Below are 24,313 nucleotides of genomic sequence, written 5' to 3' on the forward strand. Positions count from 1 at the left end.
TCTTTTTCGTAATAGGCGGTCATTCAAATGACCGCCTATTATTAGTTAGTGATTTTTGAAGCTGTGATTATACTATGTAGTAGTTAAAGAATACATTCAAGTAGTTAAAATTTGTATTTTAAAAATTAGGACTGTTTTTTGTAGTAGTCTTTTAGACTTTCAAGAAGTGCATCTTTGTAATCTTTCTTATAGATTGCAAAACACGATTTAAATATATGCTATCAAACTAACAAAATAGACCAATTTATGCGTAAGATCTTTTGCCTACTATTTATTCCTATATTTTTAGCATCCTGTGTTTCTAGGAAGAAACAAACGATTAAAGATAACATCCTTATTTTAAGAGATAGCTATTGTAAGGCGCCTTTCCATTATAATTATTCCAATAAAATACCATCTTACAATTCGGACTCCATCATCAGCGCTAATGCAGCATTAAAAAAAGATTTTAGCGACCAGAGTATTTTGATTTTAAATGCATTAGGGAATTTGGATGAGATTCAAAAAATAGTACAGTTAAAAGCGGACACCTCATTAAGAGCGAAGTTGAAGATGTTACAGCTTAAAAATGTTGTTAATAACAAGATAACAATATCGTTAACCGAGTTAGATGCTGTAGCTGCTGAGTTTGATTGTGAAGGAGAGCGCGTGGCGCAAATGGCCAATTATGTAGACAATCTCAATAGCGATCGTAACAATCGTTTTGTCACCTATTCTATTATTGCGGGAGCGGCGGCTTCTATTGCCAGCGGCATCATACGAAGTAATAGTTTGGGCAATGCGATAGATATTGGTGGTGGTGTTATCGGGGCTGGACTTGGATTTGTGACCCTAAAACCCAAAGGTAAAAAGGTAGAGTTTGTTCATGATCGTAATTTGCTACGCGATGTATGGAATGAAAAGCTTGAATCTCCTAATTTTCCACCTTTCGTGTGGTACATGTATACCGAGAAACGATTTGCTAGTTATGCTGATAGTCTGTCTATTCTTCAAAATATAAAAAAACGCTGGTTACAATTTAACTTTAACAATGACATTAATGCGGCAAATGCATCCGTATTGTTCAATAGCGGTGGCGTTTATCGATCAGAAGATCTACATAACCGTGAATCCATGCTCAACCAGATGCAGTCTGCCACACGTACCATTAATCAAAGTATCAATTATCTTTTATTGGATTTAGATCGATTTATTTTGTTGGAGTAGTTGCTGCACAAGATAACCTTTCATGTCCATTTTCGTTTTTATTCTTTCACATCGGCAATTTTGTAAGCTCCTTTTACCTGCGTCACCACAATCTGACTTGTGTAGGTAGCGTTGAACTCTACATCTTTTAATACCACATCAAATAAGAAGGCGTTCTCTTTTGCGGAGAGTAGATCGCATTTCTCCACGATAATTTTCGACCAGTCTTGGCCTGAAATAAGAAAACCTGTGCCAATGCCAGCTTTGGAGGTATCGAATTTATCTTTCCATTTTTTGTGAAACTCTTCAACGGTAAGACTTCCTTCAACATCTAGGTCAACATTCGTTGCATCACTTTTATAGGCATAATAGTCTGGGGTCGTGTTTTTTATCATGTTACCCTCCAACGAAGAGAGCTCGGGGTCGTTAAAGTAGTTGGTGATTGTTTTTACTAACCATAGTTTTGCTGCCTCAGCATTACTATCACTAGCCTTGGCTACTATTTTTGAGGCTGGGGTTGTCGCCGACGTAGAATCTACTGCTGTGCTAGCTGTTGTGCTGTCTGTCGTTTTATTTTCTTTGCAGGATGCCAACAGGAATACCGTAAGGGGGAGGGCGAGGAAAAATAGTTTGTGCATGCGTTTTGATTATTTTTTGCAAAATATGCTTTTTAAATCCTTTTGGAGCATTAAGCTGGCTTTTAAAAAACAGGTAACCGCTAAAATTAGCGAACTTTTTTATGCTAAAAAGTAATATTTTATTAGCGTTAGTTTATAGCCTATTTTTTTTGGTTTTCATGGCTATAGAAGCTATTTTAAGCATGTATGTCTACGCTTTTCTTCATAAATAAAATGTAGAATAGTTGACCTATTATTTGAATTGTAATTATTTATTATGCTAAATTTAGCTTTTAAATACGAGCAACTAGTCAATGCCCAAACGTATACATTGACAAGTCAATTAAAAAATACCTTAAATAGAAAGAAATTGTATGAGAAAAATTTTTAGGTCTGTTTTTGTTGTTACCTTTTTTATGCTTTCCACAAGCACATCATGGGCACAGCAAAAATCCTTCCTTTGGAAAGAGGCTTCCGAAGGAGGATATACGTACAAGTATGTCACCAATGATCCCACGCAGGCACGTTTTTATACCCTAAAAAACGGATTAACCGTTATTTTAAGCCCTAGTAAAAAAGAACCACGTATTCAAACCTACATCGCTGTTAAGGCAGGTAGCAAGACCGATCCACAGGATCATACCGGTTTAGCGCACTACTTAGAGCACATGCTGTTTAAAGGAACAGATAAATTTGGATCCTTAGATTGGGCAAAAGAGAAACCTTTGCTTGATAAAATTGACGGTTTGTATGAAGAGTACAACAAAACGAAGGACGAAAGTAAACGTCAAGAAATCTATAAGCAGATTGACCAAGTATCCGGCGAAGCCGCAAAGTTTGCTTTAGCAAATGAATACGATAAGATGATGAGCGGCATGGGTGCTGATGGAACAAATGCGTTCACATCTTTCGAGCAAACCGTTTATGTAGAAGATATTCCAAACAATGTAATCGATAAATTCTTAGCGGTACAAAGTGAACGCTTCAGAAATCCTATTTTACGTTTATTCCATACCGAGCTAGAAGCGGTATATGAAGAGAAGAATATAGGACTAGATAACGATGGACGTAAGGCTGTTGAATCTATGTTTGAAGCACTTTTTCCGAATAACAATTATGGTAAGCAAACTGTTATCGGTACTGTTGAACACCTGAAAAACCCTTCATTGAATGCCATCCGTGCGTATTTTAACACGTACTATGTGCCAAACAATATGGGCGTTATCATGTCGGGCGATTTTGACCCAGCACAGGTTATCAAGAAGATTGATGAGTCATTTGCCTATATGAAGGCTAAAGAGATTCCACCTTATCTTTTTGATGCAGAACCAGAAATTAAAAAACCTATAGTTCGCGAGGTGAAAGGGCCAAATGCTGCTTTCATGTTCCTAGGCTTCCGTTTCCCTGGTGCTGCAAGTAAAGATGCACAAATCTTAAACTTGATGGCCAACATGTTGACCAACGGGTCTGCCGGATTAATCGATTTGAATCTTGTGAAATCCCAAAAATTATTGGGTGCAGGAGCCTTCCCTTATGTTTTGAAGGATTATTCTATGTTGATTCTTCAAGGAAATCCATCACAAGGGCAGAGCTTAGAGCAGGTAAAAGACTTACTCTTAGGTGAGCTTCGTAAATTGCGTAAGGGAGAGTTCTCTGACGATTTAATTACGTCGATTGTGAATAACGAACGTAAAGCACAAATCGCGCGTAACGAGAGTTATAAAGAGCGTGCTGAAGAATTGATGTCTAACTTTACGTCTGATTTAGATTGGGCAAATGAATTGGGCTATACAGAGCGTTTGACGACGATTACAAAGCAAGATATCATAGATTTCGCAAACAAATATTTGAATGATGAAAACTATGTCGTTGTTTATAAAGAACAAGGCGTCGACAACAGCGTGGTGAAAGTGGCAAAACCAACGATTACCCCAGTTTCAGTAAACCGTACGGATCAGTCGCCTTTCTTGGTGAAAGTAAACGATATGCCTGAAGAAGCCATCCAACCGGTATGGTTAGATTACGATAAAGATTTACAAAAAGGTAAGTTTGGGGATATTGAGGTATTAGCCGTTAAGAACAAAGATAACGTGTTGTTTAGCTTAAATTATAAATTTAAGACAGGCAAATGGGATAACAAAGTATTAGGCTTAGCGGCGAATTACTTGGAGTTCTTAGGTACTAAAAATAAAACAAGTGAAGACTTCAGTAAAGCTTTTTACAAGTTAGCTTCTGATTTTAATGTATCATCAGGAAATGAAGAAACTAATGTTTCTATTTCTGGTTTGAACGATAATTTCGAGCAGACAGTAACATTAATTCAAGACCTATTGCGTAATTGTGTGGTAGATGAGGCTGCTTTTAAAGCCTATATCGAACGCGTTAAGAAAAGCCGTTTGAATGCTAAGGAAAACAAAAGTGCTATTATGGAAGGTTTACGTGCCTACGCGAAGTATGGTGCTAAAAATCCATTTAACTACACCTTTACTGACGAGGAGCTAGATCAATTAAAAGCGTCCGACTTAGTTAAGGCTTTGCATGATTTAGCGAACATGAAGCATACTATTTTGTATTTCGGTCCACGCACCGTACAAGAGCTTGGTGCTTCATTGCCTGCATTAAAAGCTACGAAAGGTGCTTTTGTAGTGGCTAAAGCGGGTGAGCAATTTAAAGAATTGCCAACAACGAAAAATGAAGTATTGGTAGCCAACTATTCCATGAAGCAAGCAGAGGTTTTCTGGTTTAGAAATAGCGACCTGTACAATGTTAAAAATACACCTGTAAACTCCTTGTTCAACAACTATTTTGGTGGTGGCATGGGAAGTATCGTCTTCCAGACGATTCGTGAGTCTAAAGCATTAGCATATTCTACCTATGCATTTTTAGGTACACCAGCTAAGAAAGAGAATCATTACAGCGTTGGTGCTTACGTAGGTACACAGGCGGATAAGTTTAACGAAGCCGTAGTAGGTATGAATGAGTTGCTTAACGTATTGCCAGAGTCTGAGCAGGCATTGGCGATTGCAAAAGGAAGCTTAATCAAGTCTATCGCTAGTGAGCGTATCACAAATGCGGCAATTTTGAATAGCTATGTTGCAGCACAGCGTTTGGGCAATACAACCGATATACGTAAATCAGTGTATGAGCAAGCACCAAAGCTTAAATTCCAAGATTTAAATGCTTTACACCAAAAGGAAATGAGCCAGAAACCATATGTTTACTGTATCGTTGCCGAAGATGGTAATATTAAGCAAGAAGATCTAAAGAAACTAGGTGAAGTGAAGAAATTAGACTTGAAGACTATTTTTGGTTATTAAGTGCTAAATAACACCATAAAATGAAAAAGGCGAGTTTTTAAACTCGCCTTTTTTATGTTTATCGATTTATCGTATAACCAACGGTCCATTCAATAAAGTCGGCTTTTCCTTTGTGAGCCTTGATAGACACGCCCGCATTAAGGTTTTTATAAACGTAGTAGCGTGCCCCAGCGCGCAAGAAGATACGCTGTATTTCGCCATTGAACTCTTGCTTGTGTAAGTAATAGCCCACGTTTCCGTTCAACACCAAATCTTTATTCAGGATATGTGCTAAGTAAAAAGAAGGCCCTCCAGATAGCTTAGAGCTAAGTTTTCCACTCTTATCGCCTGCGATATCGTCGTTATTGCCTGAAGCAGAATAAAACATATCAAAACCACCTCCCACGCGCCATTTATGCGATACATACTTACTTGCGTAAGCGCTTACTGTCGATTTGAAGAAACGACGGTGGCTGTCGCGCTCCACTTGCTTCCAACCGACTCCATAGTTGAAGTGGTAGTATATATTGTCAGGATGGGGTTCTATATGGCTTTTGTCGGGCAATATAGAGCCGCCTTGTGGTTGATACGTGATGGATGCCGTAAATGGTATTAAATTTACCCCTTTGTTTGGTAAACGCATGGCACCATTGGAGAAGTGGTGAAACGCAAAACCAGCCCCCGCACGCAAGCGTGGACTTATTTTGTATTGCGCACGAATTCCTAAATCTAGGTAGACATTGTTCTTAGCCCCAATAACTACGTTTAAAGGGTTTGTCTCTTCATTATAAGGGTTGAAGTTGCCTGAAATACCCAAGCCGATTCTATAGTCGAACTCCCATTTCGGGTTCTCTATGTTCCCAAAAGGAGTCTGGACGAAACCATAAACAGCATAGGGACTGCCGATAATATCTGTATTGAATGTACTTGAGTAAAAACCAATACCGTAAACGGGGTTGTTGTATAATTTGAAATATTGATCGCTGGAATTTTGTATTTTCCAACCTACGCGAACGTTAACACCGTTGTAGTAGGCACTTTCAAAGGTTGTATTTTTAATTTCTTTCGTAGCTAGAATTCCGCCGTTTTCAATTTCTACCTCAATGATGAAAGGATTTTTTATTTTAGTAGCCTTTACTAGGCTATCTGTTTGTGCGAAGAGGGCATGCGAAATGCCAAGGGATAGTAGTGTCGTAAAAAGTAATTTTCTCAATGTTCTGCTGTCGTAATTTATAAATGTGACTCCAAAAGTACCAAAATTTGACAATATAACCTTTTTGGTCAATAGTTAAGCTGTGCTTGGAGTTTTTAAAAACGTAATAACAATAAGAATACCAATATGTTGAATTTCCTTTTAATTCTGTTTTGTATTGGAGCAGGCTTTTTTCTGCGTCGCTCAAAGATATTACCGGTGGATGGGTATAAGTCTTTGAATATCTGGGTTATTTATATAGGATTGCCGGCTATAGCCTTTAAGTATTTGCCGCATTTAATTTGGACGTCAACCTTATGGGTAGCTATAGCTGTCCCTATTTTATTGTTCGTAGGATCAGCTATTTTTTTTAAGATACTTGCTTATTTTTTCGCTTGGTCTAGACGAACAACACACAGTTTAATCTTGATTGCAGGGCTGAGTAACACATCTTTCATTGGTTTTCCTTTAGTTGCCAGCTATTTTGGTGATTCACAGTTGAAATGGGCAATCATTAGTGATCAAACGACATTCTTTTTGCTAGCAACGGTAGGCGTATGGGTAGCTTTAAATGGAACAGGAAGACAAGCTATGCCGGCAACGTTTTTCGTAAAGCGCATCTTGACCTTTCCGCCACTACTAGGCTTCTTGGCCGCATTGATACTACCGCGCTTTATGGATTTAAGCCCTATGGAGCCCTTTTTTCATAGCCTAGCAGCCACCGTTTCCCCTATAGCGCTATTCTCTGTAGGCATGCAGCTATCGTTCAATTTTTACAAAGCAGAACGTTTAGCTATTTTCACGGCATTAAGCTACAAGTTGATTTTAGGACCTACAACCTTAATTTTGCTATTCCATTTCCTAGACCTCGATTCGGAAATTGTGCGGATAGCAACGTTTGAGATGGCTATGCCCTGTTTAGTGTCTACAAGTCTTATTCTGCAGGAGTTTAAACTGAATAGTAAGCTCGGCAATGCGATTATAGGCCTCAGTATTTTTGTAGGCCTGTTAACCACCTACGGCGCCTATTGGCTCATCAACGTCTTATTGTAACTTGTTTATGCTTTCCTAAGCGCTTAATAGGTTCTTCGCATTGAAATGCATATATTTAAGGACAATATAAAAGCCAAATTGATGATTTTAAAGGGAATGAAGCGGTCAGCATTGCTGTTCGCTTGTTTGTCTATAAGTTGGTCTACACAAGGACAACAAAAACACGCACGTTACACACAACAGATCAAAGATCTTAATCTTGAGTTTTCCATGGAAGCGATTCCTGGTGGTGCCTATACCATGGGCAGTGCCAGCAGTGATAAAGCCGATGAGAAACCCATACACCAAGTGAAAATCGATCCTTTTTGGATGAGTACCTACGAAGTAACCTGGGACCTATATGAGCCTTTTGTGTATAAGGATGTCGAAGAAAGTAAAGCCAAGGATGGTCGCGTAGCGGCAGAAGTAGATGCCGTAACAAGGCCTACAAAGCCTTATCTTGATATGACTTTTGGTATGGGGAAGGAGGGCCATCCAGCCATCGGAATGACCCACTATAATGCCCTTCAATTTTGTAAATGGCTATACACACATACCGGCATTTTCTACCGCTTGCCAACCGAGGCCGAATGGGAATATGCCTGCCGTGCGGGAACGACAACAACCTACTATTTTGGGGATGATGAAGGAGCCTTAGTTGACTATGCATGGTATGCAAAAAATAGCGATGAGCAGACGGCCAAAGTGGGAGTGAAGAAGCCCAATGCTTGGGGTCTTTATGATATGCTCGGCAATGTTGCGGAGTGGACTTATGACCAATATTATGCCGACTTCTACCAGCAGTTTGCCAAGGTGAAAGTAGCCGATAATCCGGTAGCCGTTCCTACAAAGTTATACCCTCATGTGGTGCGTGGTGGTGCTTATCGCGATGATGCATCCGCGCTACGTTCGGCAGCACGAATGCCGTCGGACCCCGAGTGGAAACAACTGGATCCACAGATTCCAAAATCTAACTGGTGGTTCCCCGATGCGCCCTTCGTCGGCCTTCGTTTAGTGCGCCCTGTTAAGCAACCTTCGGCAGCAGAAATTAAGCTTTATTACGATCAAGAACCGATTAAAGACTTTTAAGGATGACCGTGAAAACTGTTCCAATCGTGTACGGTAGATTAGATTTTGACCTATAGCGTTTGTTTTGTTTGGGGGTTTATGTTTTTCATTTTTAAAGTTTTATAGTTTTTATTGAAGGTTTTTTAGGAAGCTTGAACTGCGAATCAAGGGCTGTTAAACCGAGTTGCTGCTATCATAAAAGCCTTTTTTGAGGCTGTGGAGGGGATAAAAGGCGCTTAGTAGTCACAAAAGTATTGTAAATTAATTGTTAAGCATTGTTACGTTGTATATGTTTCTGGGTTCTCTTTTTTGTCTGTGGTAGTACCTATGGGCAGCTGAAACGCTATGTTTTGGAGGGAAGAGCACAGGGAACGACCTATAGAATCGTCTATTACCAAGAAGCGGAGGTGTTGACCAGGGTTGATGTTGATAGTTTTTTAAATATCATTGACTTATCTATGTCTACATACAGGAAAGAGTCATTGATTTCTGCCTTCAATAATGCGGAAACAAGCGAATTAAAGCTCGATAAATGGATGTTAGCCGTTATGAAAAGGTCGTTTGAGATTTATGAAAAATCTAAAGGGGCTTTCGACGTGACGGTGGAACCCTTGGTTTCGTTGTGGGGTTTTGGGCCCAAACATCCACGGCAGCCACCAACGGAAGCACAAATTCAAACCGTGATGAGCCGTGTTGGGATGGATAAGTTAGCGCTAGAAGACGGTGTTCTTTATAAAAAAGTACCCGGAGTTCGGATAGATTTAAATGGCATCGCGCAGGGATATACCGTCGATGTGTTAGCCGATTTTGTAACCAGTAAGCATATCGATAGCTATATGGTCGAGCTCGGCGGAGAGCTAAAAACGAAGGGGCTCAAACCGGGGCAAGAGCGCTACACCGTAGCCATCGAAAGACCCGAAGGAGCGGCCGCAGGGAACTTTGTTTTAGCCGTGCAGGATTGCGCTGTGACTACCTCCGGGAACTATAGAAAAACCTTTGATTTGGATGGCAAAAAGATACACCACCATATCAATCCTTTTGACGGTTATCCGGTACAAAATAATATCGCCAGCGTGACCGTTATTGCGAAAACAGCCATGGACGCCGATGGCTATGATAATGTATTTATGGCGCTCCCGCTAGCCGAGGGATTACGCCTCGTAGAGGCGATAAATGACCTTGAGATTTATGTCGTCTATCTAGAAGATGGCAACTATAAAGAAGCTTTTTCAAAAGGATTTAATACGTATATTCAATCCATAAAATAAACCAAACTATGAAAAGATCCGATTTCATAAAAAGTGGAGCAGCCCTGTTGGGTGGTTCTGTACTCCTTCAACAGGACGCTACGCTTTATGCGCAGCCAGCCGCAAAAGGAGGATTACCTTTTAACTTGGATTATGCACCTCACCAAGGGATGTTTTCGGCGACAGCCGGAAAAAACTTTATCGAGGAGATCAAGTATATGCACAGCTTAGGCTTCCGCAGCATCGAAGATAATGGGCTGCCGGAGCGCCCCGTAGCCGAACAGGGGGCAATTGGGGAGACTTTAGCGAAGCTGGGCATGCGTATGGGCGTTTTTGTCGTCCGTAAAGGAGGAAATGGAGCCAATACCCTTGCTGCGGGAAAGCAGGAGTATGTAGATATATTTTTGAATGGCTGTAAAGAAGCTATTGAATCGGCCAAGCGCGTCAACGCTAAATGGGTAACTGTGGTGCCTGGTGATTACCAGCGCAGCCTACCTATAGGGGTGCAAACGGCCAACGTTGTGGAGGCACTCAAGCGAGGGGCAGCTTTGTTTGAACCCCATGGGATAAGCATGGTGCTAGAGCCGCTGAGCGATACGCCAGATTTGTTTTTGCGCTATACTGATCAAGCTTATTCCATCTGCAAGGCCGTTGATAGTCCATCCTGCAAAATCCTGTATGATGCCTACCACCAGCAAAAAAATGAAGGAAACTTAATTTCTAATATGGAAACCTGTTGGTCTGAGATAGCTTATGTACAAGTTGGTGATAACCCCGGAAGAAAGGAACCTACAACAGGCGAAATAAACTATAGAAATATTTTTAAATGGTTGAAAGCTAAAGGATATGACGGGGTTGTAGGTATGGAGCATGGCATGTCTAAATCAGGGATACAAGGGGAGCAAGCCCTAGTGGCTGCTTATCGTGACGTTGATAACTTTTAGTAACGAAATGCACGCAGTTGTGTTTTTATTTGTATTTTAATAATATATTTATGACCGAATAAACCTATACATCAAATGTCAGTATCTATAAGATTCAAACTATCGTTTATGATGTTTCTCGAATTTTTTATTTGGGGAGCATGGTTCGTTACACTGGGAACGTTCCTGATTCAAAATTTAAAAGCCTCTCAATTTGAGATCGCGAATGTGTTTTCAACCCAATCTTTAGGTGCGATTATCGCTCCTTTCATCATTGGTATGATTGCCGATCGCTACTTTAATGCCGAGCGTATTTTAGGTATTTTACACATCGCAGGAGCGATTTTAATGTTCCAGATGTACAACACAACGGATATCGCTGTATTTTATCCTTACGTGTTGGCCTACATGGTTTTGTTTATGCCTACACTTTCCTTAGTAAACTCGGTTTCTTTCCGCCAGTTGACAAATCCTGAAAAACAGTTCTCTAGCATTCGTGTTTTCGGAACAATAGGCTGGATTATCGCAGGCTTAACCATCAGTTGGTTGGGTTGGGATTCCGCAGAAGGAGCAACAGTAGGTGCCTTGAAAAACACCTTCTTGATGGCTGCAGGAGCCTCTTTACTATTAGGCTTATTTTCTTTTATCTTACCTAAGACCCCTCCGGTTAAAGCAGATAAAGATGAAAAACAGTCTTTCTCTTCGATTATCGGCTTGGATGCAATCAAGCTTTTGAAAGATAGAAACTACTTAGTTTTCTTTATTTCATCTATCTTAATCTGTATTCCTTTAGCTTTCTATTACCAAAATGCAAACATGTTCCTTGTTGAAGTAGGGGTAACCAACGCAACAGGTAAGATGGCGATAGGTCAAGTATCAGAAGCATTCTTCTTATTGTTGCTTCCGGTTCTTTTTATACGTTTTGGATTTAAAAAGACCATCATCATTGGTATGTTGGCGTGGGTAGCACGTTACATCTTGTTTGCTTATGGAAACGCAGGCGACCTTTCCTTCATGTTGATTTTAGGTATCGCACTTCACGGTATTTGTTATGACTTCTTCTTCGTATCGGGACAGATTTATACAGATACAAAGGCAGGAGCGAAATATAAAAGTGCCGCACAAGGTTTGATTACCTTAGCGACGTATGGTGTAGGACAGCTTATCGGCTTCTGGGTAGCCGGTTTTATCGGAGAAAAATACCAAGATATGAAAGCAACTGATTTGGCTGGATTCTGGCAACATACTTGGATCGTACCAGCAGGAATTGCCTTCGTGGTATTCTTGATCTTCTTGGTGTTATTTAAAAATGAAAAAGTAGAAACCAAAACAGAAAATATATAAATCAATTTTAAACTGGAGAGATATGGCAGATAATGTTTATGATGCAATTGTTATTGGATCAGGAATAAGCGGGGGATGGGCAGCAAAAGAGCTGACCGAGAAGGGATTGAAAACAATTATGTTGGAGCGCGGTCGTAACGTTGAACACGTGAAAGACTACCACGCCAACAAAAATACGTGGGAATACGAACACCGCGGTGGACGTACCAAAGAAATGGAAAAAGAACATCCCGTTTTAAAGCGTGATTATCCATTGAACGAGAAAAACTTAGACTTCTGGGTAAACGAGCAAGAAAGCCCGTATACAGAGGTTAAACGTTTTGACTGGTTTCGCGGATACCATGTGGGTGGTCGTTCATTGATGTGGGGACGTCAAAGTTACCGTTTCTCTGACCTTGACTTCGAGGCTAACGCTAAAGATGGTCACGGAACAGATTGGCCTATTCGCTATGCTGATATCGCTCCGTGGTATGGCTATGCAGAAAGATGGGCAGGTATCTCTGGAAACCGCGATGGATTAGCCGTTCTTCCTGATGGCGATTTCATGCCAGCAATGGATTTCAACGTTGTAGAGAAAGATCTTGCAGCACGTCTTAAAAAAGAATACGGTGGCCAACGTCACTTTATCATGGGACGTACAGCAAATATCACTAAACCACATACCGGACGTATCAACTGTCAGTACCAAAACCAATGTTGGTTAGGCTGTAACTTCGGTGGTTATTTCAGTACCCAGTCTTCTACCTTACCTCCTGCCGTAGCAACAGGCAACCTAACACTCCGTCCATTCTCCATTGTAACTAAAATTATTTACGATAAGGACACGCAAAAAGCTAAAGGAGTAGAAATAATCGATGCAGAAACAAACCAAACGTATGAGTTCTTCGCGAAAGTAATCTTCGTGTGTGCATCAGCATTCAACTCTACATGGGTATTGATGAACTCTGCTACCGATGTATGGGAAGGTGGTTTAGGAAGTAGCTCTGGTCAGTTAGGACATAACGCAATGGATCACCACTTCCGTTTAGGTGCTGGTGGACGTGTAGAAGGCTATGAAGATAAATATATCTTCGGACGTCGTCCAACAGGATTATACGTTCCTCGTTTTGTGAACGTAGAGGGTGACACAAAGAAACGTGACTATGTACGTGGATTTGGTTACCAAGGAGCTGCAAACCGTGGTAGCTGGCGTGGTGAAGTAGCCGAGATGAGCGTAGGTGGCGACTGGAAAGACGCAATGCTTGAAGCAGGCGACTGGTCGGTAGGCTTTACGGCTTTCGGTGAGATCTTGCCATACCACGAGAATAGAATCTTCTTAGATAAAAATGTAAAAGATAAATGGGGATTACCTGTATTATCTATGGACATGGAAATCAAAGAAAATGAGTGGAAAATGCGCCATGACATGAAAGAGGAGATGAAGGAAATGTTGGAGAAAATTGGCGTTAAAGATGTGTATACCTACGATAGTGAGTATGGCTTCGGACAAGGTATCCATGAGATGGGAACAGCGCGTATGGGTACGGATCCATCAAATTCTGTGTTGAACAAAAATAACCAAGTTTGGGATGCTAAGAATGTTTTCGTAACCGACGGTGCCGCTATGACATCAGGATCATGTGTTAACCCATCACTTACTTACATGGCTTTGACAGCACGTGCTGTTGATTACGCTGTATCTGAATTGAAAAAAGGAAATCTCTAATATAAAACCCAAATTATGAAAGAACCAGAAAATAATTCGAGGAGAAGTTTTATAAAGCACGCAGCCTTAGCTGCTGCTGGATTTATGATCGTTCCACGCCATGTACTTGGTGGAAAAGGATTTATTGCGCCTAGTGATAAGCTTGTTATTGCCGGAATCGGGGTCGGTGGTAAAGGACAAAGTGATATCGCCTCTTTCCACAGCAGTGGAAAAGCGGAAATCGGCTTCCTATGTGATGTCGACGACCGTAGAGCAGCATCTTCTGTAAAAGCATTTCCAAAAGCTAAATATTACAGAGACTATCGCGAGATGTTAGAAAAAGAACACAAGCACATCGATGCCGTTTCTATTTCATCTCCTGACCATAACCACGCTATTCAATCGTTAGCAGCAATGCAGTTGGGTAAGCACGTGTATGTTCAGAAACCATTGACGCATGATGTTTGGGAAGCACGTGTGCTAACCAAAGCAGCAGAAAGATACAAAGTGGTCACTCAAATGGGTAACCAAGGTGCATCAAACGATGGTCCGCGTGAAGTTAAAGAGTGGTACGAAGCAGGTTTAATCGGCGATGTACACACGGTATACTGTTGGACTGACCGTCCGGTATGGCCTTCAGGTATTCCATGGCCGAAAACAACGGCTCCAGTGCCTAAAGAATTAGATTGGGATTTATGGTTAGGTACAGCGCCTAGAAAAGACTATATCGAGAAATTGGTGCCTTTCAACTGGCGCGGATGGTGGGATTACGGAACAGGGGCACTAGGCGATATGGGATGTCATATGCTAGAAGTACCTTTCAGTACGTTAGGATTACGTTATTTGCAAGATGTACAAGCTACGGTAGGTACCATCTATGCGGATGAGTTTAAGCGTGCTTACTATCCAGAAAGCTGCCCGCCATCGAGTCACGTAACCATGACGTTCCCTAAAACACCAAAAACGAATGGTCCTGTTACTTTACACTGGATGGATGGTGGTATTCAACCAGCACGTCCAGATGAGTTAGGTCCTAACGAAATCTTTGGTGATGGCGGAAACGGTATCCTATTAGTAGGAACAAAAGGAAAGATCCTTGCCGATACATACGGAGACAATGCGCGCTTGTTGCCAACAAGCCGTAAAGAAAACGTTCCATTGAAATACAAACGTGTACCAGGAAAATCTAACGGACACTACGGACAGTGGGTCGAAGCTTGTCTTGCTGGTTACGGTAAAATGGAGGTGAGTGCACCTTTCGAAATCTCTGGTCCTTTGACAGAAGCATTATTGATGGCTAACTTAGCTATCCGTGGTGCCGATTTACGCATCGACGGTCGTTATCCTGGACGTAACTTGAAGTTATTATGGGATAATAATCAAATGAAAGTAACCAACTTCGATGTGGTGAACCAGTTTGTAAAACGCCAGTACCCTCAGGGCTGGGAAGTTAATTATACGCTTTAATAATAACATACCATGAATAGAAGAGAAGCAATTCAACGGGTCGCTATGATTCTGGGAGGTTCAGTGATCGGCGCCAACTTATTCTTAGAAGGTTGTACGCGTCCTGCTTCAAAAGACGTTGCCGCTTTGTTCGAAAAGGAGAGTACCACTTTCTTAGGCGATTTAGCGGAGGCTATTTTACCGAAGACTTCAACACCAGGTGCTAAGGAAGCTGGCGTAGGCGAATTCATTCCTGTAATGATTCGCGATTGCTACGATCCAGTAGATCAAAAAGCATTCGTTGAAGGGTTGGCAAACGTCAATGAAAGATCGAAGAAAGAGTTTAATAAGCCTTTCCAAGAATTAACGAAAGAAGAGCAGTTGAAATTTGTGAACAGCTACGATAAAGAAGCGCAAGCGTTTCAAAAAGAACGTGGCGAAAAGCAAAATGCATTAAACGAGGAAGCTAAAAAGGCAGGCAAGAAACCTGAAGAGACAGAGCAATTGCCGAACCATTTCTTCCATCTTTTGAAGCAATTAACCATGACGGGTTTCTTTACATCCGAAGTGGGCATGACACAAGCTATGCGCTATGTGAAAATCCCTGGAAGATACGACGGAAGTTTTCCGTACAAAAAAGGAGATCGTGCATTCGCTTTCTAAGCAATAAAATTAAAAGAGGTACCCCACAAGGTACCTCTTCTTCGTTATTAAATTCTTAACTAGTCAGTTACAATTAGACTTTTGTCAAAGAATTCTAAGCTTTATAAAAATTGTGTAAATTATTCGTTGCGGTTTATGAAAAGTCTATAAGTAAATATATATTTACTTATCGCAAGACGATGAAATAAATGATTGTTGAATTTTAAAATTGGCGTTATGATCGGGCAAATTATTGAGAAAGAGCAAATACAAGACTATAAAATTATATCTGCAGCGGTAGACAAATCCGACGTACTACACGATACGCTGTTTGCTGCACAAAGACTCGGGAATGAATTTAAATCTAAGACAACAATTGTCTTTCAAACTGAGGATGGCCCAAAAAGAGTGGAAACAACGGTATGGTCATTAACGGAAAAGTATATCCAGATTAAAAGTGGCGTATTGATCCCCTTGAAATCAATCTTAGAAGTAGAATTATAGTAGCTACAGAAGCTGAAAAGCTCGATGAAGGTTACAGGGAGTCCCCTTGTAACCTTTTTTTTATGCATTGCTTTTTGGGCGCTCCGCGAGCTTGTTTTTAAGAACAAGCTCGTGGCGGGCTTTCCGCACTCGCTTTTTGCCTCCTGCTGCGCGCAGGCAAAAGAGCTCAGACAATTGCTCCAATCCCTAGCGCGTTTATATCGATTTTTTTTGTTATATTTAATTGATTACTAAAAACTTATCAATTATGAAGGCCTATTTTAAGATTTTTATTCCGTTAATGTTAGTTTTTGGCTTCATTTCATCTTCTAGCGTATATGCCCAAAAAAAGAAGGAGACTTTAGCCATCTTGGAGAATAAAGAACAAACAAGGATATTTCTAAACCATCAAGCTGCACAAAAGAAGGATGATAATAAGGTGCTCGTTATATACAATAATAAGTTCTATAGCCTTTCGGACTTTAACCTAGTGGATACCTTGTCGAAGCACAAGCTATCGATGCAAATTGTCAACAATCCAGATTATAAAAGTAGTTTCTTCGCTAAACATATCAAGTCGGCCATCGTAATAGAAAAACAAGAGACAGACAAGTAGGGGCTAGACAAAGAACTAGCGCTTATCAAGGTGGAGGCTACTGGCGCCTAGGCCTTCTTCTCTTTGGGGAACATCACGCTAAAGGTCGAGCCTATGCCTTCTTCAGACGCTAAGCTCAACGCCGCTTTGTGTACATGTAAGATTTGCTGCACGATGTTTAGTCCGATACCATTACCGCTGTTGTAAGCCTTGTTATGCCCACGATAGAACAAATTAAATATCTTGCTTTGATCGGCTAGGGGAATACCAATCCCCGTATCACTAAATTGAATAAGCAATTGACCTTTCTCAGCGCTCAAATTGATTGTACATGTTCTATTGGCAGAATACTTACAAGCATTCTCTATGAGGTTTATAAAAGCCACCATAAGCAGATATGGGTTGCCTTCAAACTCTAGCACTGCAGAACCCTCCTCCAAGGAGAGCTCTTTATAGTGAATAGGCACCGTATAGTCCTCATGTTTGCTTAATACGTTAAGTTTTGCTTCCACCAAAATCTCATCCACGCGCAGCGTAGTAAAAGTAATCTGTGATACATCAAAGTTGGCCTTTGCCAAGTCAAGTAGAGCCGAAGATAGGTCTGTTGCCCGCTGGGCCTCCGATAGCGCATGGTCTATCGATTGCTTGTAGTCATCTACCGTTACGTTAAGCTCATTGGCCAGCTGTAGCTCGGCAATCAACGAGGTGAGGGGTGTTCTAAACTCATGCGATAAGGTGGTCACAAAGCTCTTATGGTTGCTAAAAGACTGCTCCAACCTATTGAAGGTCGTGTTGAAGGTCTCCGTCAATTCGTAGAGTTCATCTTTAGCCTTCGGGATATGCAGACGTCGATCCAGATGTTGCTCTGAAATATCCCTGATATGGGCGATGATTTGCTTAATCGGCCGTAAGCTGTAGTAGGAAAACCAAAAACCAACACCCGAAATAATGACCAAAGCCAAGATATAGACCAAGATGATACTATTTCGGAGTCGATTCATATAGAAAGCACCCGTCTGATCTTTAGCCTTACCAAATATATAGTAGGTCTTATCTTTATGGCTGTAAGATTCCGCCATCAGCTGGTAGTCGTCTGCCTCCCATTGTACTTTGGGTTGTTTAGCTAGCTTTTCCCATACCCATTTTGGACCCAATGGCTCCTCCATATCGGAGAAGATAAGTTTTTTGTCGGCATCGTAAATGCTAATATCCGCTTCGTTAAGTAGTGTTTTGTTGCGCTCATGGAGCAGTCGGAATAAGTCTTCTTCAATAGCGGCATCGAAAAAAAATTCAGCACGCCAGGTAAGTTTGTAGCCCAAGCGGTCGAAAAATTCCTCCCGCTGGTTCTTTAGCGAAACCAACAAGATGATATAGGCAAACAGTAAGAGGATGCCCGCCGTCAAGGCACTATACATTAATGCGGTGCGCGTGGCTATTTTCATAATTGATTGCTTAAGATAAAACCAACGCCTGCTTTTGTATGGATAAGTTTCTTCGTAAAATTCTTATCTATTTTTTTGCGTAGATAGACAATGTAGACATCAATATAGTTCGTGCCTGTATCAAAGAAATGTCCCCATACATTTTTCGCTATTTCATCGCGGGTGAGTACTTTCTCTGGATTTTTAGCTAGGAACTTTAAAAGCTTAAACTCTTTTGGCGTAAGCTCTATTTTTATAGCATCACGAAATACCTCGTTTTTATCCACATCAATCGTCAAATTATCATATTGTATAATCTTTTCTGGCGGAGCAACAGTCTTTCCTTGCAAGCGCGCTTTGACACGTGCATAAACCTCCCGTAGGTCAAAAGGCTTCGTCATGTAGTCGTCGGCTCCCGCGTCAAAGCCATTTATCTTCTCGTCCATGGTGCCCAAAGCGGTCAACATTAAGATGGGGATATCGGGGTAAAGCTCCTTAATTCTTTTGCTAAGGTGGATGCCATCCATATGCGGTAGCATGATATCGGTGATTATTAAATCACAGTTGTCGGGATGGATACTTCCTAATGCCGATTCACCATCGGTATAAACCGAAACAGTGTATCCTTGATTTTCTAATCCTCGTTTTAAGAGTAAGGCTACTCGATCGTGATCTTCTATGACGGCTATTTGCATGACCTAATGATGTTGTTATGATGGCGACAGGCTCATTGCTCTATAGCGTTTAATAAGAGCCTACGCTTTCTACCCGACAAATATAAGCAACTATTAAACCAGCTTTTTCGTTCATTTCTCATTTTCGTTGTTTTTATCGTCAGATTTTTAATCCTTAAGAAGCTATTTAGGATTCTAATAGTTTTCTAAGAGTAGGGCCTTATTTTCCACTGTAGTTTTGTCCTGTTGAATAATTATTAAGAACAGAGAACAACATGAAAATCAAAAACACAACATTAAGCTTTTTTGCATTGGCAGGATTGTTATGTGTAAATGAGCTTCAGGCGCAAACGAAAAATGATTTTAAAAATCCGCCTTTAACGTATTTTTTTAACGACAACCATTCCCGTTATATTTCGTTAAGTGGTTATGCGGAGTTATGGACACGCTATGCACAACTGAACCCAGGAAGTACCATTAATGGTCAAGAGAAAAATAATGCCTCAGACATCTCTTTACGAAGAGTACGTGTGAAGATGACCTACAAGCCAACGGAGAATTTATTGTTGGTATTGCAAGGGGGAACAACAAATGTGAACTCTACAACAAAAGGAAATACAAACCTTGAACTGTTAGATGCTTACGCGGAGTATACCTTCAGTCCTAAGTTTGCTCTTGGGGGAGGACGTTCAACATGGAAAGGTTTATCCCGTTTCACAACTGGTCCGTTGAATACTTTGTTGTATGATTTACCGGCTTACGCAACAGCAAACTCCGGGATGACCGATGTAACGGTGCGTGATTTAAATATCTACGCTAAAGGACAACTCGGAAAGTTCGACTACCGTTTGGTATTAGCAAATCCATATAGCAATGGTTCTGTAGCGCCGAAAGTAGATGTGTCGACCTTTAGTAACAACGCGCTGGGCAAAGATTTCTCTGGATATTTTAGATACGCCTTCTTTGATACCGAGAGTAATGCTACACCGTTCAACTCTGGTACATATGTTGGTAAGAAAAAGGTATTGAGCCTTGGTGCTGGTTTTGATTATGTACACAATGCGATGTGGCACAAAACTACAGCAGGCGACGTACAGAATGATGATATGCGCAACTACGCCGTCGATTTGTTCTACGATACACCACTGAATAAAGAGAAAGGAACCTCTTTTAGTGCTTATGCTATGGCGATGAACAACAATTATGGTAAAGACTTTGTTCGTTATGTAGGGACTAACAATCCGGCGACAGGAGTGCAGCCTAATCAAGGTAGTTTGAATGGCGCAGGTAATGCTCTGCCGGTTATTGGAACAGGTAATACATACTACTTACAAGTAGGGGGGACGTTGCCTTACTTTAATAAAGCGAAAAGCGATATGCAATTGCAGCCTGCTGCATCCGTTCAATATTCTAAATTGGATGCTTTCAGTGATGCTGCTGTTACTTACGATGCTGGTGTATCCTTATTATTTAATAAGATGTCATCACGCCTAACATTTGATGCGCAGAATAGACCGATATTCAATAATGACGCGATGCAAAATGCGGTGCAAACAGATCGTAAATGGCAGTTCGTCTTAAAATATAGAATAGATTTTAACTAAATATAAAGATCATGTTTACAAAGTCAACAATCAAAAGATGTCTTCAAGTAGCGGCATTGCTACTTGTGACCACGAGTGTTTTTGCACAAAAAAGTACGCACAAAGTAAAACAGAAAGAACCCGTATATGTACACAACCTGTTCTTCTGGTTACCGCCAACTTTAGATGCAAAAGAGGTAGCGGAGTTTACCAACTTCTTCGAAGGTCTTCGTAAGCTTCCATATCAAAAGAATTTGCAATATGGGGTGCCTGCAGCCTCTACAGCACGACCTGTACTGGATCAGTCTTATACCTATGCGGTCTCTATGGAGTTTAAAACCCTAGCAGAGCTTGAAGCTTACGGTAAGCTACCTGAGCACTTAGCCTTAGTGGCTAAATACAAACCTTTCATTGCTAAAATGTTGGTTTACGATACTATTTACACGAAATAAAAAACGATTAATTACAATAAAAATGAAAAATATCACAAAAGGCATGATGTGTGCTCTAGTATTGGCTGCATCACTACAAGTTAATGCAAGAACTATTGATCCTGTAAAAACTAAAATGGAAGAAACGAAACATGAGCCTGAAGCAGAGGCGCGTATTCCAGCCGTTCGATTAATCAGCAACCCAGACGGGACATCAAGTTTTCAAGAAGGATGGGTGCCTACTTTAAAGCATATGAATACCACCACATTTTGGATAAATAATAGCGTTGAAGATTGGGAAAAAGATGTGCACAAAGCACCGAGAAAACAATATGTAGTAACTTTAAAAGGACGTATTAAATTTAAAGTTAGTAACGGCTCTACATTTATCTTAAGACCAGGAGTAATTTTATTAGCGGAAGATACCACAGGAGTTGGACATAGCTGGGAAATGGAAGATGCTGATGACAACACATGGGTACGTCTATACATTCCTATAACGAATGACGCTGACGATTTCTTCGTGAAAAATACAAAATAGTCTATATAGACACTTGGGGAAAAGGCATCAATTACAAGGGCTGCGCAATTTATTGCGTGGCTTTTGTCTTTTATATGAAATGCAATATTTGCTTGGAGAAGGGTGTTTGCGCTACGTTTTAGAGAGTGGTTCTGGTAGCTAGAGCTGTTTTAGGATGACGAAAAGCCGTTTGGAATATGACCTAAAAATCCAAGCCACTGTTTGTAACATGTAGCCAGGGGGTAAAAAAGATTCTGCTAACTATAGCTTCTAAGGATAGAAGCTATCTTTCTGTTAAGTTTAGAAAAGATTATTTTGCTTTTCTAAACTTTGTGAAGAAAGACTTCAGATAGTGCCATGCTAAACCAAAGATACTCTCGCTCGTGATATCACTTGCTAGAGACGGTGGTAAAAGATCATAAACACTAACACCGAAATAATCTGCTATCTTATAGACTTGATCGACTTTTACTTTAGTCTCATTGCGTTCGATCTTTGAATATGCTGCTTGGGACATATCAAGAACAAAGGCTACTGCCTCTTGAGAGATACGCAGGCTTTCTCTCTTTTGCCTAATAAAATTACCAATTTCTGCTTGTGCCATCTTTTGAAAAAATAACTTACTCCTATATGTACAAATCTAGCAATATTACCTGAGGTTATAAAATATCTACGCAATAATACTTAAGGTTTTAAGGTATAACTTTCAGTTGTACCCAGATTTACGTAATATCTCTTTTTTTGTTAAAACAAATTTAAAAGATAAACATCATGAAAAATACATTAGAAAACGTAACATTAGCAGAGTTAACAACAGAAGAGCAAATCGAAATCAACGCAGGTGGTGTTGTACGTGAAGACGAAAAACAAAAAAGATTATTTGACTTCGTTTGGAATCTTCTTACAGGTTTCTAGAATATACTAATTATTTCTTTGACTGCTTCAGGTCTTACGAGCAGAGCGAGTAGACCACCGATTAAAAAAGCATAAAGATGGAGGTATACATTGGTGCCGCTTGATCGTTTTATACGCGTTAATACGTATAGAATGATTAATAGGACTAACCAATTGTAGAAGGAATTACCAATAAAAATAAACATAAATTTATTGGTGCTATCTGTCGGTAGAAGCATGCCTGTGAAGCCAAATAAGCCAAAAGATAAACCAGATGAGCCCATTGAGGTAAACATAAAGTCATCTTTTTTATGAATACTTTGAGCTAGATTGGGAAGAGTAATTAGTAGAAAGCAAATTAATCCGCTTAAAAGGAACGGATATCCATTGGGATATATTTGCTTCAACGTACCGTACAAATCATAGGATAGTACGTAAATAAAAAATAAGTTAGATGATAAATGCAACCAATTACGATGCAAAAATGCAGAGGTAAGCAGTGTATGCCAACGCTTACCTCTGAATAATTCGTAAGGATGGATTAACAATGCATGAAAGTACCGTTTGTTGTAGAAGCCGATTATGCTGCTAACAAGTATAATTGGGACGATTATATACGTCAAAGGCGCCTCATAAAAGGTCGGTAATAGATCAAAAATACTCATAGGTAACTTACACTTGTTTTTCGGATTGAAAGATAAGCTTATTTTTGTATAAAACAACCGTTAAAGCCTTGTATGGGCTTTTTTTTGATTTATTTATACCATGTTATAACTATAGATTAACTGCTTTTGTTTGGCTCGAAAGTTCAGCTTTTTACTTTTTGTTGCCTAAGCTTCTTTATTCTATTGTTTACCGATAAAAAACCAAATAAAATATGGTGTTGGATGGTTATATTTGTTACTTTTATTGGGAGTCCAAAAACTAAATTAACCACCATACGATGAAGGCTTCGGCTATTTATATTTCTGTTCTTTTATTTGTTTTTGCAGTTTTTGCATCACTTCCATTTATAAAAGTACCGATTACCGCTTCGGCAAGAGGAACAATGCGTTCTGCTGATGAGAATATCAGCCTTGTTTCTTTAGTTTCTGGGCGTGTTGTCAAGAACAACCTTACGCGCAATAATCAAATTATACAGCAAGGCGATACCCTCCTTGTGATAACAACAGCTGGATTACAAGCTAAAAAATCAAACCAAAATTTATTGGCTCTAGAGCATAAAGAGCAACTTGCCGATTTGAGCAACTTACTTGCCCATCGTTTTGATCAATTGAAAACAGGGCAGTACCGACAAGAGTTGTTCGCCATGCAAGGAAAGGTAGCTGAGGTAGAAGCGCAGCTCAATTTAGCAGCACGCGATCTCGAACGCAATAAGCAGCTGTATGAGCGTCGCGTAATATCGCAGGCTGAATTTGACAAAAGTCAATATGCATACGAACAGCTGCGTGGGCAAAAACGCACTATTGCGGAGCAGCAGATGGCCGTTTGGCAAGGTAAGAAACGAGAGCTAGAGCAACGTCTTTTAACACTACAAGGTGAGCAAGAAGTGCTCGATGTGGAGCAAGATAATTATGTTATCAAAGCAGCTACCTCAGGTCGATTGACGAATTTCAAAGGTATAACCGAAGGGGCCTACCTGGTGCAGGGGCAGCAATTGGGCGAAATCGCTCCAGAGCAGGATTTAATTGCTGAATGTTTAGTAGCACCTAAAGATATTGGTTTTATTCATCTCAAGCAGGACGTGCGTCTACAGATTGATAGCTACAATTATAATCAGTGGGGCATGGTAAACGCTGTTGTCACCGATATCGATCAAAATGTAATTGTAGATGCTAAAACGGGTCTTTCCTTTTTTAAAGTACGCTGTACGTTAAAACAGACCTACCTTACGTTGAATAATGGCTATAAAGCTGAAATCGGTAAAGGGAGCAGTTTTAGTGCACGCTTTCATCTGTTGGAGCGTAGCTTATGGCAATTGATCTTTGATCGCGCAGATGATTGGTTTAACCCTGCATTAGGAACGAATAGATAAT

General features: G+C 40.4%; 23 protein-coding genes. 17 read left to right on the forward strand and 6 right to left on the reverse strand.

All coding sequences use genetic code 11. From position 1 onward, the window contains the following. The first annotated feature begins 246 nt into the window (after positions 1–246). A complete protein-coding gene (locus WH223_RS08565) occupies positions 247–1,206 on the forward strand; it encodes a hypothetical protein (protein WP_340047159.1) in 960 nt (319 codons plus the stop codon). Between the two features lie 38 nt (positions 1,207–1,244). Here WH223_RS08565 and WH223_RS08570 read toward each other — a convergent pair whose 3' ends face one another. Beyond that, the gene (locus tag WH223_RS08570) at positions 1,245–1,823 is read right to left on the reverse strand and encodes a hypothetical protein (RefSeq protein ID WP_340047160.1); all 579 of its coding nucleotides are present in this window, start codon (positions 1,821–1,823) and stop codon (positions 1,245–1,247) included. Positions 1,824–2,176: 353 nt separating this feature from the next. Here WH223_RS08570 and WH223_RS08575 point away from each other — a divergent pair, with 353 nt between their 5' ends. Beyond that, a complete protein-coding gene (locus WH223_RS08575; protein ID WP_340047161.1) occupies positions 2,177–5,119 on the forward strand; it encodes a M16 family metallopeptidase in 2,943 nt (980 codons plus the stop codon). A 58-nt stretch (positions 5,120–5,177) separates the two neighbouring features. Here the strand turns inward: WH223_RS08575 and WH223_RS08580 are convergent, their stop codons facing one another. Beyond that, a complete protein-coding gene (locus WH223_RS08580; RefSeq protein WP_340047162.1) occupies positions 5,178–6,311 on the reverse strand; it encodes an acyloxyacyl hydrolase in 1,134 nt (377 codons plus the stop codon). A 126-nt stretch (positions 6,312–6,437) separates the two neighbouring features. Between WH223_RS08580 and WH223_RS08585 the strand changes: the two genes are divergently transcribed. The 10 genes from WH223_RS08585 (at position 6,438) to WH223_RS08630 (ending at position 16,775) form a co-directional block, all read left to right on the forward strand. Next, positions 6,438–7,343 (forward strand): AEC family transporter, encoded by a 906-nt coding sequence (locus tag WH223_RS08585; RefSeq protein ID WP_340047163.1) that lies wholly within the window; start codon positions 6,438–6,440, stop codon positions 7,341–7,343. An 81-nt stretch (positions 7,344–7,424) separates the two neighbouring features. Continuing rightward, positions 7,425–8,411, forward strand: coding sequence for a formylglycine-generating enzyme family protein (locus WH223_RS08590; protein ID WP_340047164.1), 987 nt, complete (start codon positions 7,425–7,427; stop codon positions 8,409–8,411). Between the two features lie 254 nt (positions 8,412–8,665). Next, positions 8,666–9,658: an FAD:protein FMN transferase gene (locus WH223_RS08595; RefSeq protein ID WP_340047165.1), complete on the forward strand. Its 993-nt coding sequence runs from the start codon at positions 8,666–8,668 to the stop codon at positions 9,656–9,658. A gap of 8 nt (positions 9,659–9,666) precedes the next feature. Further along, positions 9,667–10,581 (forward strand): hydroxypyruvate isomerase family protein, encoded by a 915-nt coding sequence (locus WH223_RS08600; protein WP_340047167.1) that lies wholly within the window; start codon positions 9,667–9,669, stop codon positions 10,579–10,581. Between the two features lie 75 nt (positions 10,582–10,656). After that, the gene (locus WH223_RS08605; protein WP_340047168.1) at positions 10,657–11,904 is read left to right on the forward strand and encodes an MFS transporter; all 1,248 of its coding nucleotides are present in this window, start codon (positions 10,657–10,659) and stop codon (positions 11,902–11,904) included. Between the two features lie 22 nt (positions 11,905–11,926). After that, positions 11,927–13,609 carry a GMC family oxidoreductase gene (locus WH223_RS08610; RefSeq protein ID WP_340047169.1) on the forward strand — a complete coding sequence of 561 codons (1,683 nt, stop codon included), beginning with the start codon at positions 11,927–11,929 and terminating at the stop codon, positions 13,607–13,609. A gap of 15 nt (positions 13,610–13,624) precedes the next feature. Beyond that, complete coding sequence (locus WH223_RS08615) at positions 13,625–15,055, forward strand: Gfo/Idh/MocA family protein (RefSeq protein WP_340047171.1); 1,431 nt, start codon at positions 13,625–13,627, stop codon at positions 15,053–15,055. Positions 15,056–15,067: 12 nt separating this feature from the next. Beyond that, positions 15,068–15,697, forward strand: coding sequence for a gluconate 2-dehydrogenase subunit 3 family protein (locus WH223_RS08620; protein WP_340047172.1), 630 nt, complete (start codon positions 15,068–15,070; stop codon positions 15,695–15,697). Between the two features lie 216 nt (positions 15,698–15,913). Beyond that, a complete protein-coding gene (locus WH223_RS08625) occupies positions 15,914–16,180 on the forward strand; it encodes a hypothetical protein (protein WP_340047173.1) in 267 nt (88 codons plus the stop codon). A 247-nt stretch (positions 16,181–16,427) separates the two neighbouring features. Further along, positions 16,428–16,775: a hypothetical protein gene (locus WH223_RS08630; RefSeq protein ID WP_340047174.1), complete on the forward strand. Its 348-nt coding sequence runs from the start codon at positions 16,428–16,430 to the stop codon at positions 16,773–16,775. Between the two features lie 47 nt (positions 16,776–16,822). On the opposite strand, the gene WH223_RS08635 is transcribed toward WH223_RS08630, so the two are convergent. Together WH223_RS08635 and WH223_RS08640 are read right to left on the reverse strand one after the other, a co-directional pair. After that, a complete protein-coding gene (locus WH223_RS08635; protein WP_340047175.1) occupies positions 16,823–18,196 on the reverse strand; it encodes a sensor histidine kinase in 1,374 nt (457 codons plus the stop codon). Beyond that, positions 18,193–18,870 carry a response regulator transcription factor gene (locus WH223_RS08640; RefSeq protein ID WP_340047176.1) on the reverse strand — a complete coding sequence of 226 codons (678 nt, stop codon included), beginning with the start codon at positions 18,868–18,870 and terminating at the stop codon, positions 18,193–18,195. Before WH223_RS08640 ends, WH223_RS08635 begins: the two co-directional genes overlap by 4 nt. A 254-nt stretch (positions 18,871–19,124) precedes the next feature. Here WH223_RS08640 and WH223_RS08645 point away from each other — a divergent pair, with 254 nt between their 5' ends. The 3 genes from WH223_RS08645 to WH223_RS08655 are packed head-to-tail and all read left to right on the forward strand — an operon-like array spanning position 19,125 to position 21,404. After that, a complete protein-coding gene (locus tag WH223_RS08645) occupies positions 19,125–20,453 on the forward strand; it encodes a hypothetical protein (protein WP_340047177.1) in 1,329 nt (442 codons plus the stop codon). An 11-nt stretch (positions 20,454–20,464) separates the two neighbouring features. Continuing rightward, a complete protein-coding gene (locus WH223_RS08650; protein WP_340047178.1) occupies positions 20,465–20,884 on the forward strand; it encodes a Dabb family protein in 420 nt (139 codons plus the stop codon). A gap of 22 nt (positions 20,885–20,906) precedes the next feature. Continuing rightward, positions 20,907–21,404 (forward strand): hypothetical protein, encoded by a 498-nt coding sequence (locus WH223_RS08655; protein ID WP_340047179.1) that lies wholly within the window; start codon positions 20,907–20,909, stop codon positions 21,402–21,404. 289 nt (positions 21,405–21,693) lie between these two features. Here WH223_RS08655 and WH223_RS08660 read toward each other — a convergent pair whose 3' ends face one another. Continuing rightward, positions 21,694–21,987 (reverse strand): helix-turn-helix domain-containing protein, encoded by a 294-nt coding sequence (locus WH223_RS08660; protein ID WP_340047180.1) that lies wholly within the window; start codon positions 21,985–21,987, stop codon positions 21,694–21,696. A 167-nt stretch (positions 21,988–22,154) separates the two neighbouring features. Here WH223_RS08660 and WH223_RS08665 point away from each other — a divergent pair, with 167 nt between their 5' ends. Then, complete coding sequence (locus tag WH223_RS08665) at positions 22,155–22,298, forward strand: hypothetical protein (protein WP_340047181.1); 144 nt, start codon at positions 22,155–22,157, stop codon at positions 22,296–22,298. Here WH223_RS08665 and WH223_RS08670 read toward each other — a convergent pair. Further along, positions 22,295–22,942: a rhomboid family intramembrane serine protease gene (locus tag WH223_RS08670; RefSeq protein WP_340047182.1), complete on the reverse strand. Its 648-nt coding sequence runs from the start codon at positions 22,940–22,942 to the stop codon at positions 22,295–22,297. The two genes, WH223_RS08665 and WH223_RS08670, sit on opposite strands and share 4 nt — an antisense overlap. Positions 22,943–23,220: 278 nt before the next feature. On the opposite strand from WH223_RS08670, the gene WH223_RS08675 reads away from it, so the two are divergent. Then, positions 23,221–24,312 (forward strand): HlyD family secretion protein, encoded by a 1,092-nt coding sequence (locus tag WH223_RS08675; protein ID WP_340047183.1) that lies wholly within the window; start codon positions 23,221–23,223, stop codon positions 24,310–24,312. The last annotated feature ends 1 nt before the right edge of the window (position 24,313 follow it).

The organism is Sphingobacterium sp. MYb382 (genome assembly GCF_037572665.1).
Classification (GTDB): Bacteria; Bacteroidota; Bacteroidia; order Sphingobacteriales; family Sphingobacteriaceae; genus Sphingobacterium.

Coding starts and splice junctions, on each gene's coding strand:
- WH223_RS08575 (WP_340047161.1), top strand. CDS start 2,177: ATGAGAAAAATTTTTAGGTCTGTTTTTGTTGTTACCTTTTTTATGCTT.
- WH223_RS08620 (WP_340047172.1), top strand. CDS start 15,068: ATGAATAGAAGAGAAGCAATTCAACGGGTCGCTATGATTCTGGGAGGT.
- WH223_RS08670 (WP_340047182.1), bottom strand. CDS start 22,942: ATGAGTATTTTTGATCTATTACCGACCTTTTATGAGGCGCCTTTGACG.
- WH223_RS08635 (WP_340047175.1), bottom strand. CDS start 18,196: ATGAAAATAGCCACGCGCACCGCATTAATGTATAGTGCCTTGACGGCG.
- WH223_RS08650 (WP_340047178.1), top strand. CDS start 20,465: ATGTTTACAAAGTCAACAATCAAAAGATGTCTTCAAGTAGCGGCATTG.
- WH223_RS08655 (WP_340047179.1), top strand. CDS start 20,907: ATGAAAAATATCACAAAAGGCATGATGTGTGCTCTAGTATTGGCTGCA.
- WH223_RS08590 (WP_340047164.1), top strand. CDS start 7,425: ATGATTTTAAAGGGAATGAAGCGGTCAGCATTGCTGTTCGCTTGTTTG.
- WH223_RS08640 (WP_340047176.1), bottom strand. CDS start 18,870: ATGCAAATAGCCGTCATAGAAGATCACGATCGAGTAGCCTTACTCTTA.
- WH223_RS08675 (WP_340047183.1), top strand. CDS start 23,221: ATGAAGGCTTCGGCTATTTATATTTCTGTTCTTTTATTTGTTTTTGCA.
- WH223_RS08660 (WP_340047180.1), bottom strand. CDS start 21,987: ATGGCACAAGCAGAAATTGGTAATTTTATTAGGCAAAAGAGAGAAAGC.
- WH223_RS08600 (WP_340047167.1), top strand. CDS start 9,667: ATGAAAAGATCCGATTTCATAAAAAGTGGAGCAGCCCTGTTGGGTGGT.
- WH223_RS08645 (WP_340047177.1), top strand. CDS start 19,125: ATGAAAATCAAAAACACAACATTAAGCTTTTTTGCATTGGCAGGATTG.
- WH223_RS08610 (WP_340047169.1), top strand. CDS start 11,927: ATGGCAGATAATGTTTATGATGCAATTGTTATTGGATCAGGAATAAGC.
- WH223_RS08625 (WP_340047173.1), top strand. CDS start 15,914: ATGATCGGGCAAATTATTGAGAAAGAGCAAATACAAGACTATAAAATT.
- WH223_RS08630 (WP_340047174.1), top strand. CDS start 16,428: ATGAAGGCCTATTTTAAGATTTTTATTCCGTTAATGTTAGTTTTTGGC.
- WH223_RS08585 (WP_340047163.1), top strand. CDS start 6,438: ATGTTGAATTTCCTTTTAATTCTGTTTTGTATTGGAGCAGGCTTTTTT.
- WH223_RS08565 (WP_340047159.1), top strand. CDS start 247: ATGCGTAAGATCTTTTGCCTACTATTTATTCCTATATTTTTAGCATCC.
- WH223_RS08615 (WP_340047171.1), top strand. CDS start 13,625: ATGAAAGAACCAGAAAATAATTCGAGGAGAAGTTTTATAAAGCACGCA.
- WH223_RS08665 (WP_340047181.1), top strand. CDS start 22,155: ATGAAAAATACATTAGAAAACGTAACATTAGCAGAGTTAACAACAGAA.
- WH223_RS08605 (WP_340047168.1), top strand. CDS start 10,657: ATGTCAGTATCTATAAGATTCAAACTATCGTTTATGATGTTTCTCGAA.
- WH223_RS08570 (WP_340047160.1), bottom strand. CDS start 1,823: ATGCACAAACTATTTTTCCTCGCCCTCCCCCTTACGGTATTCCTGTTG.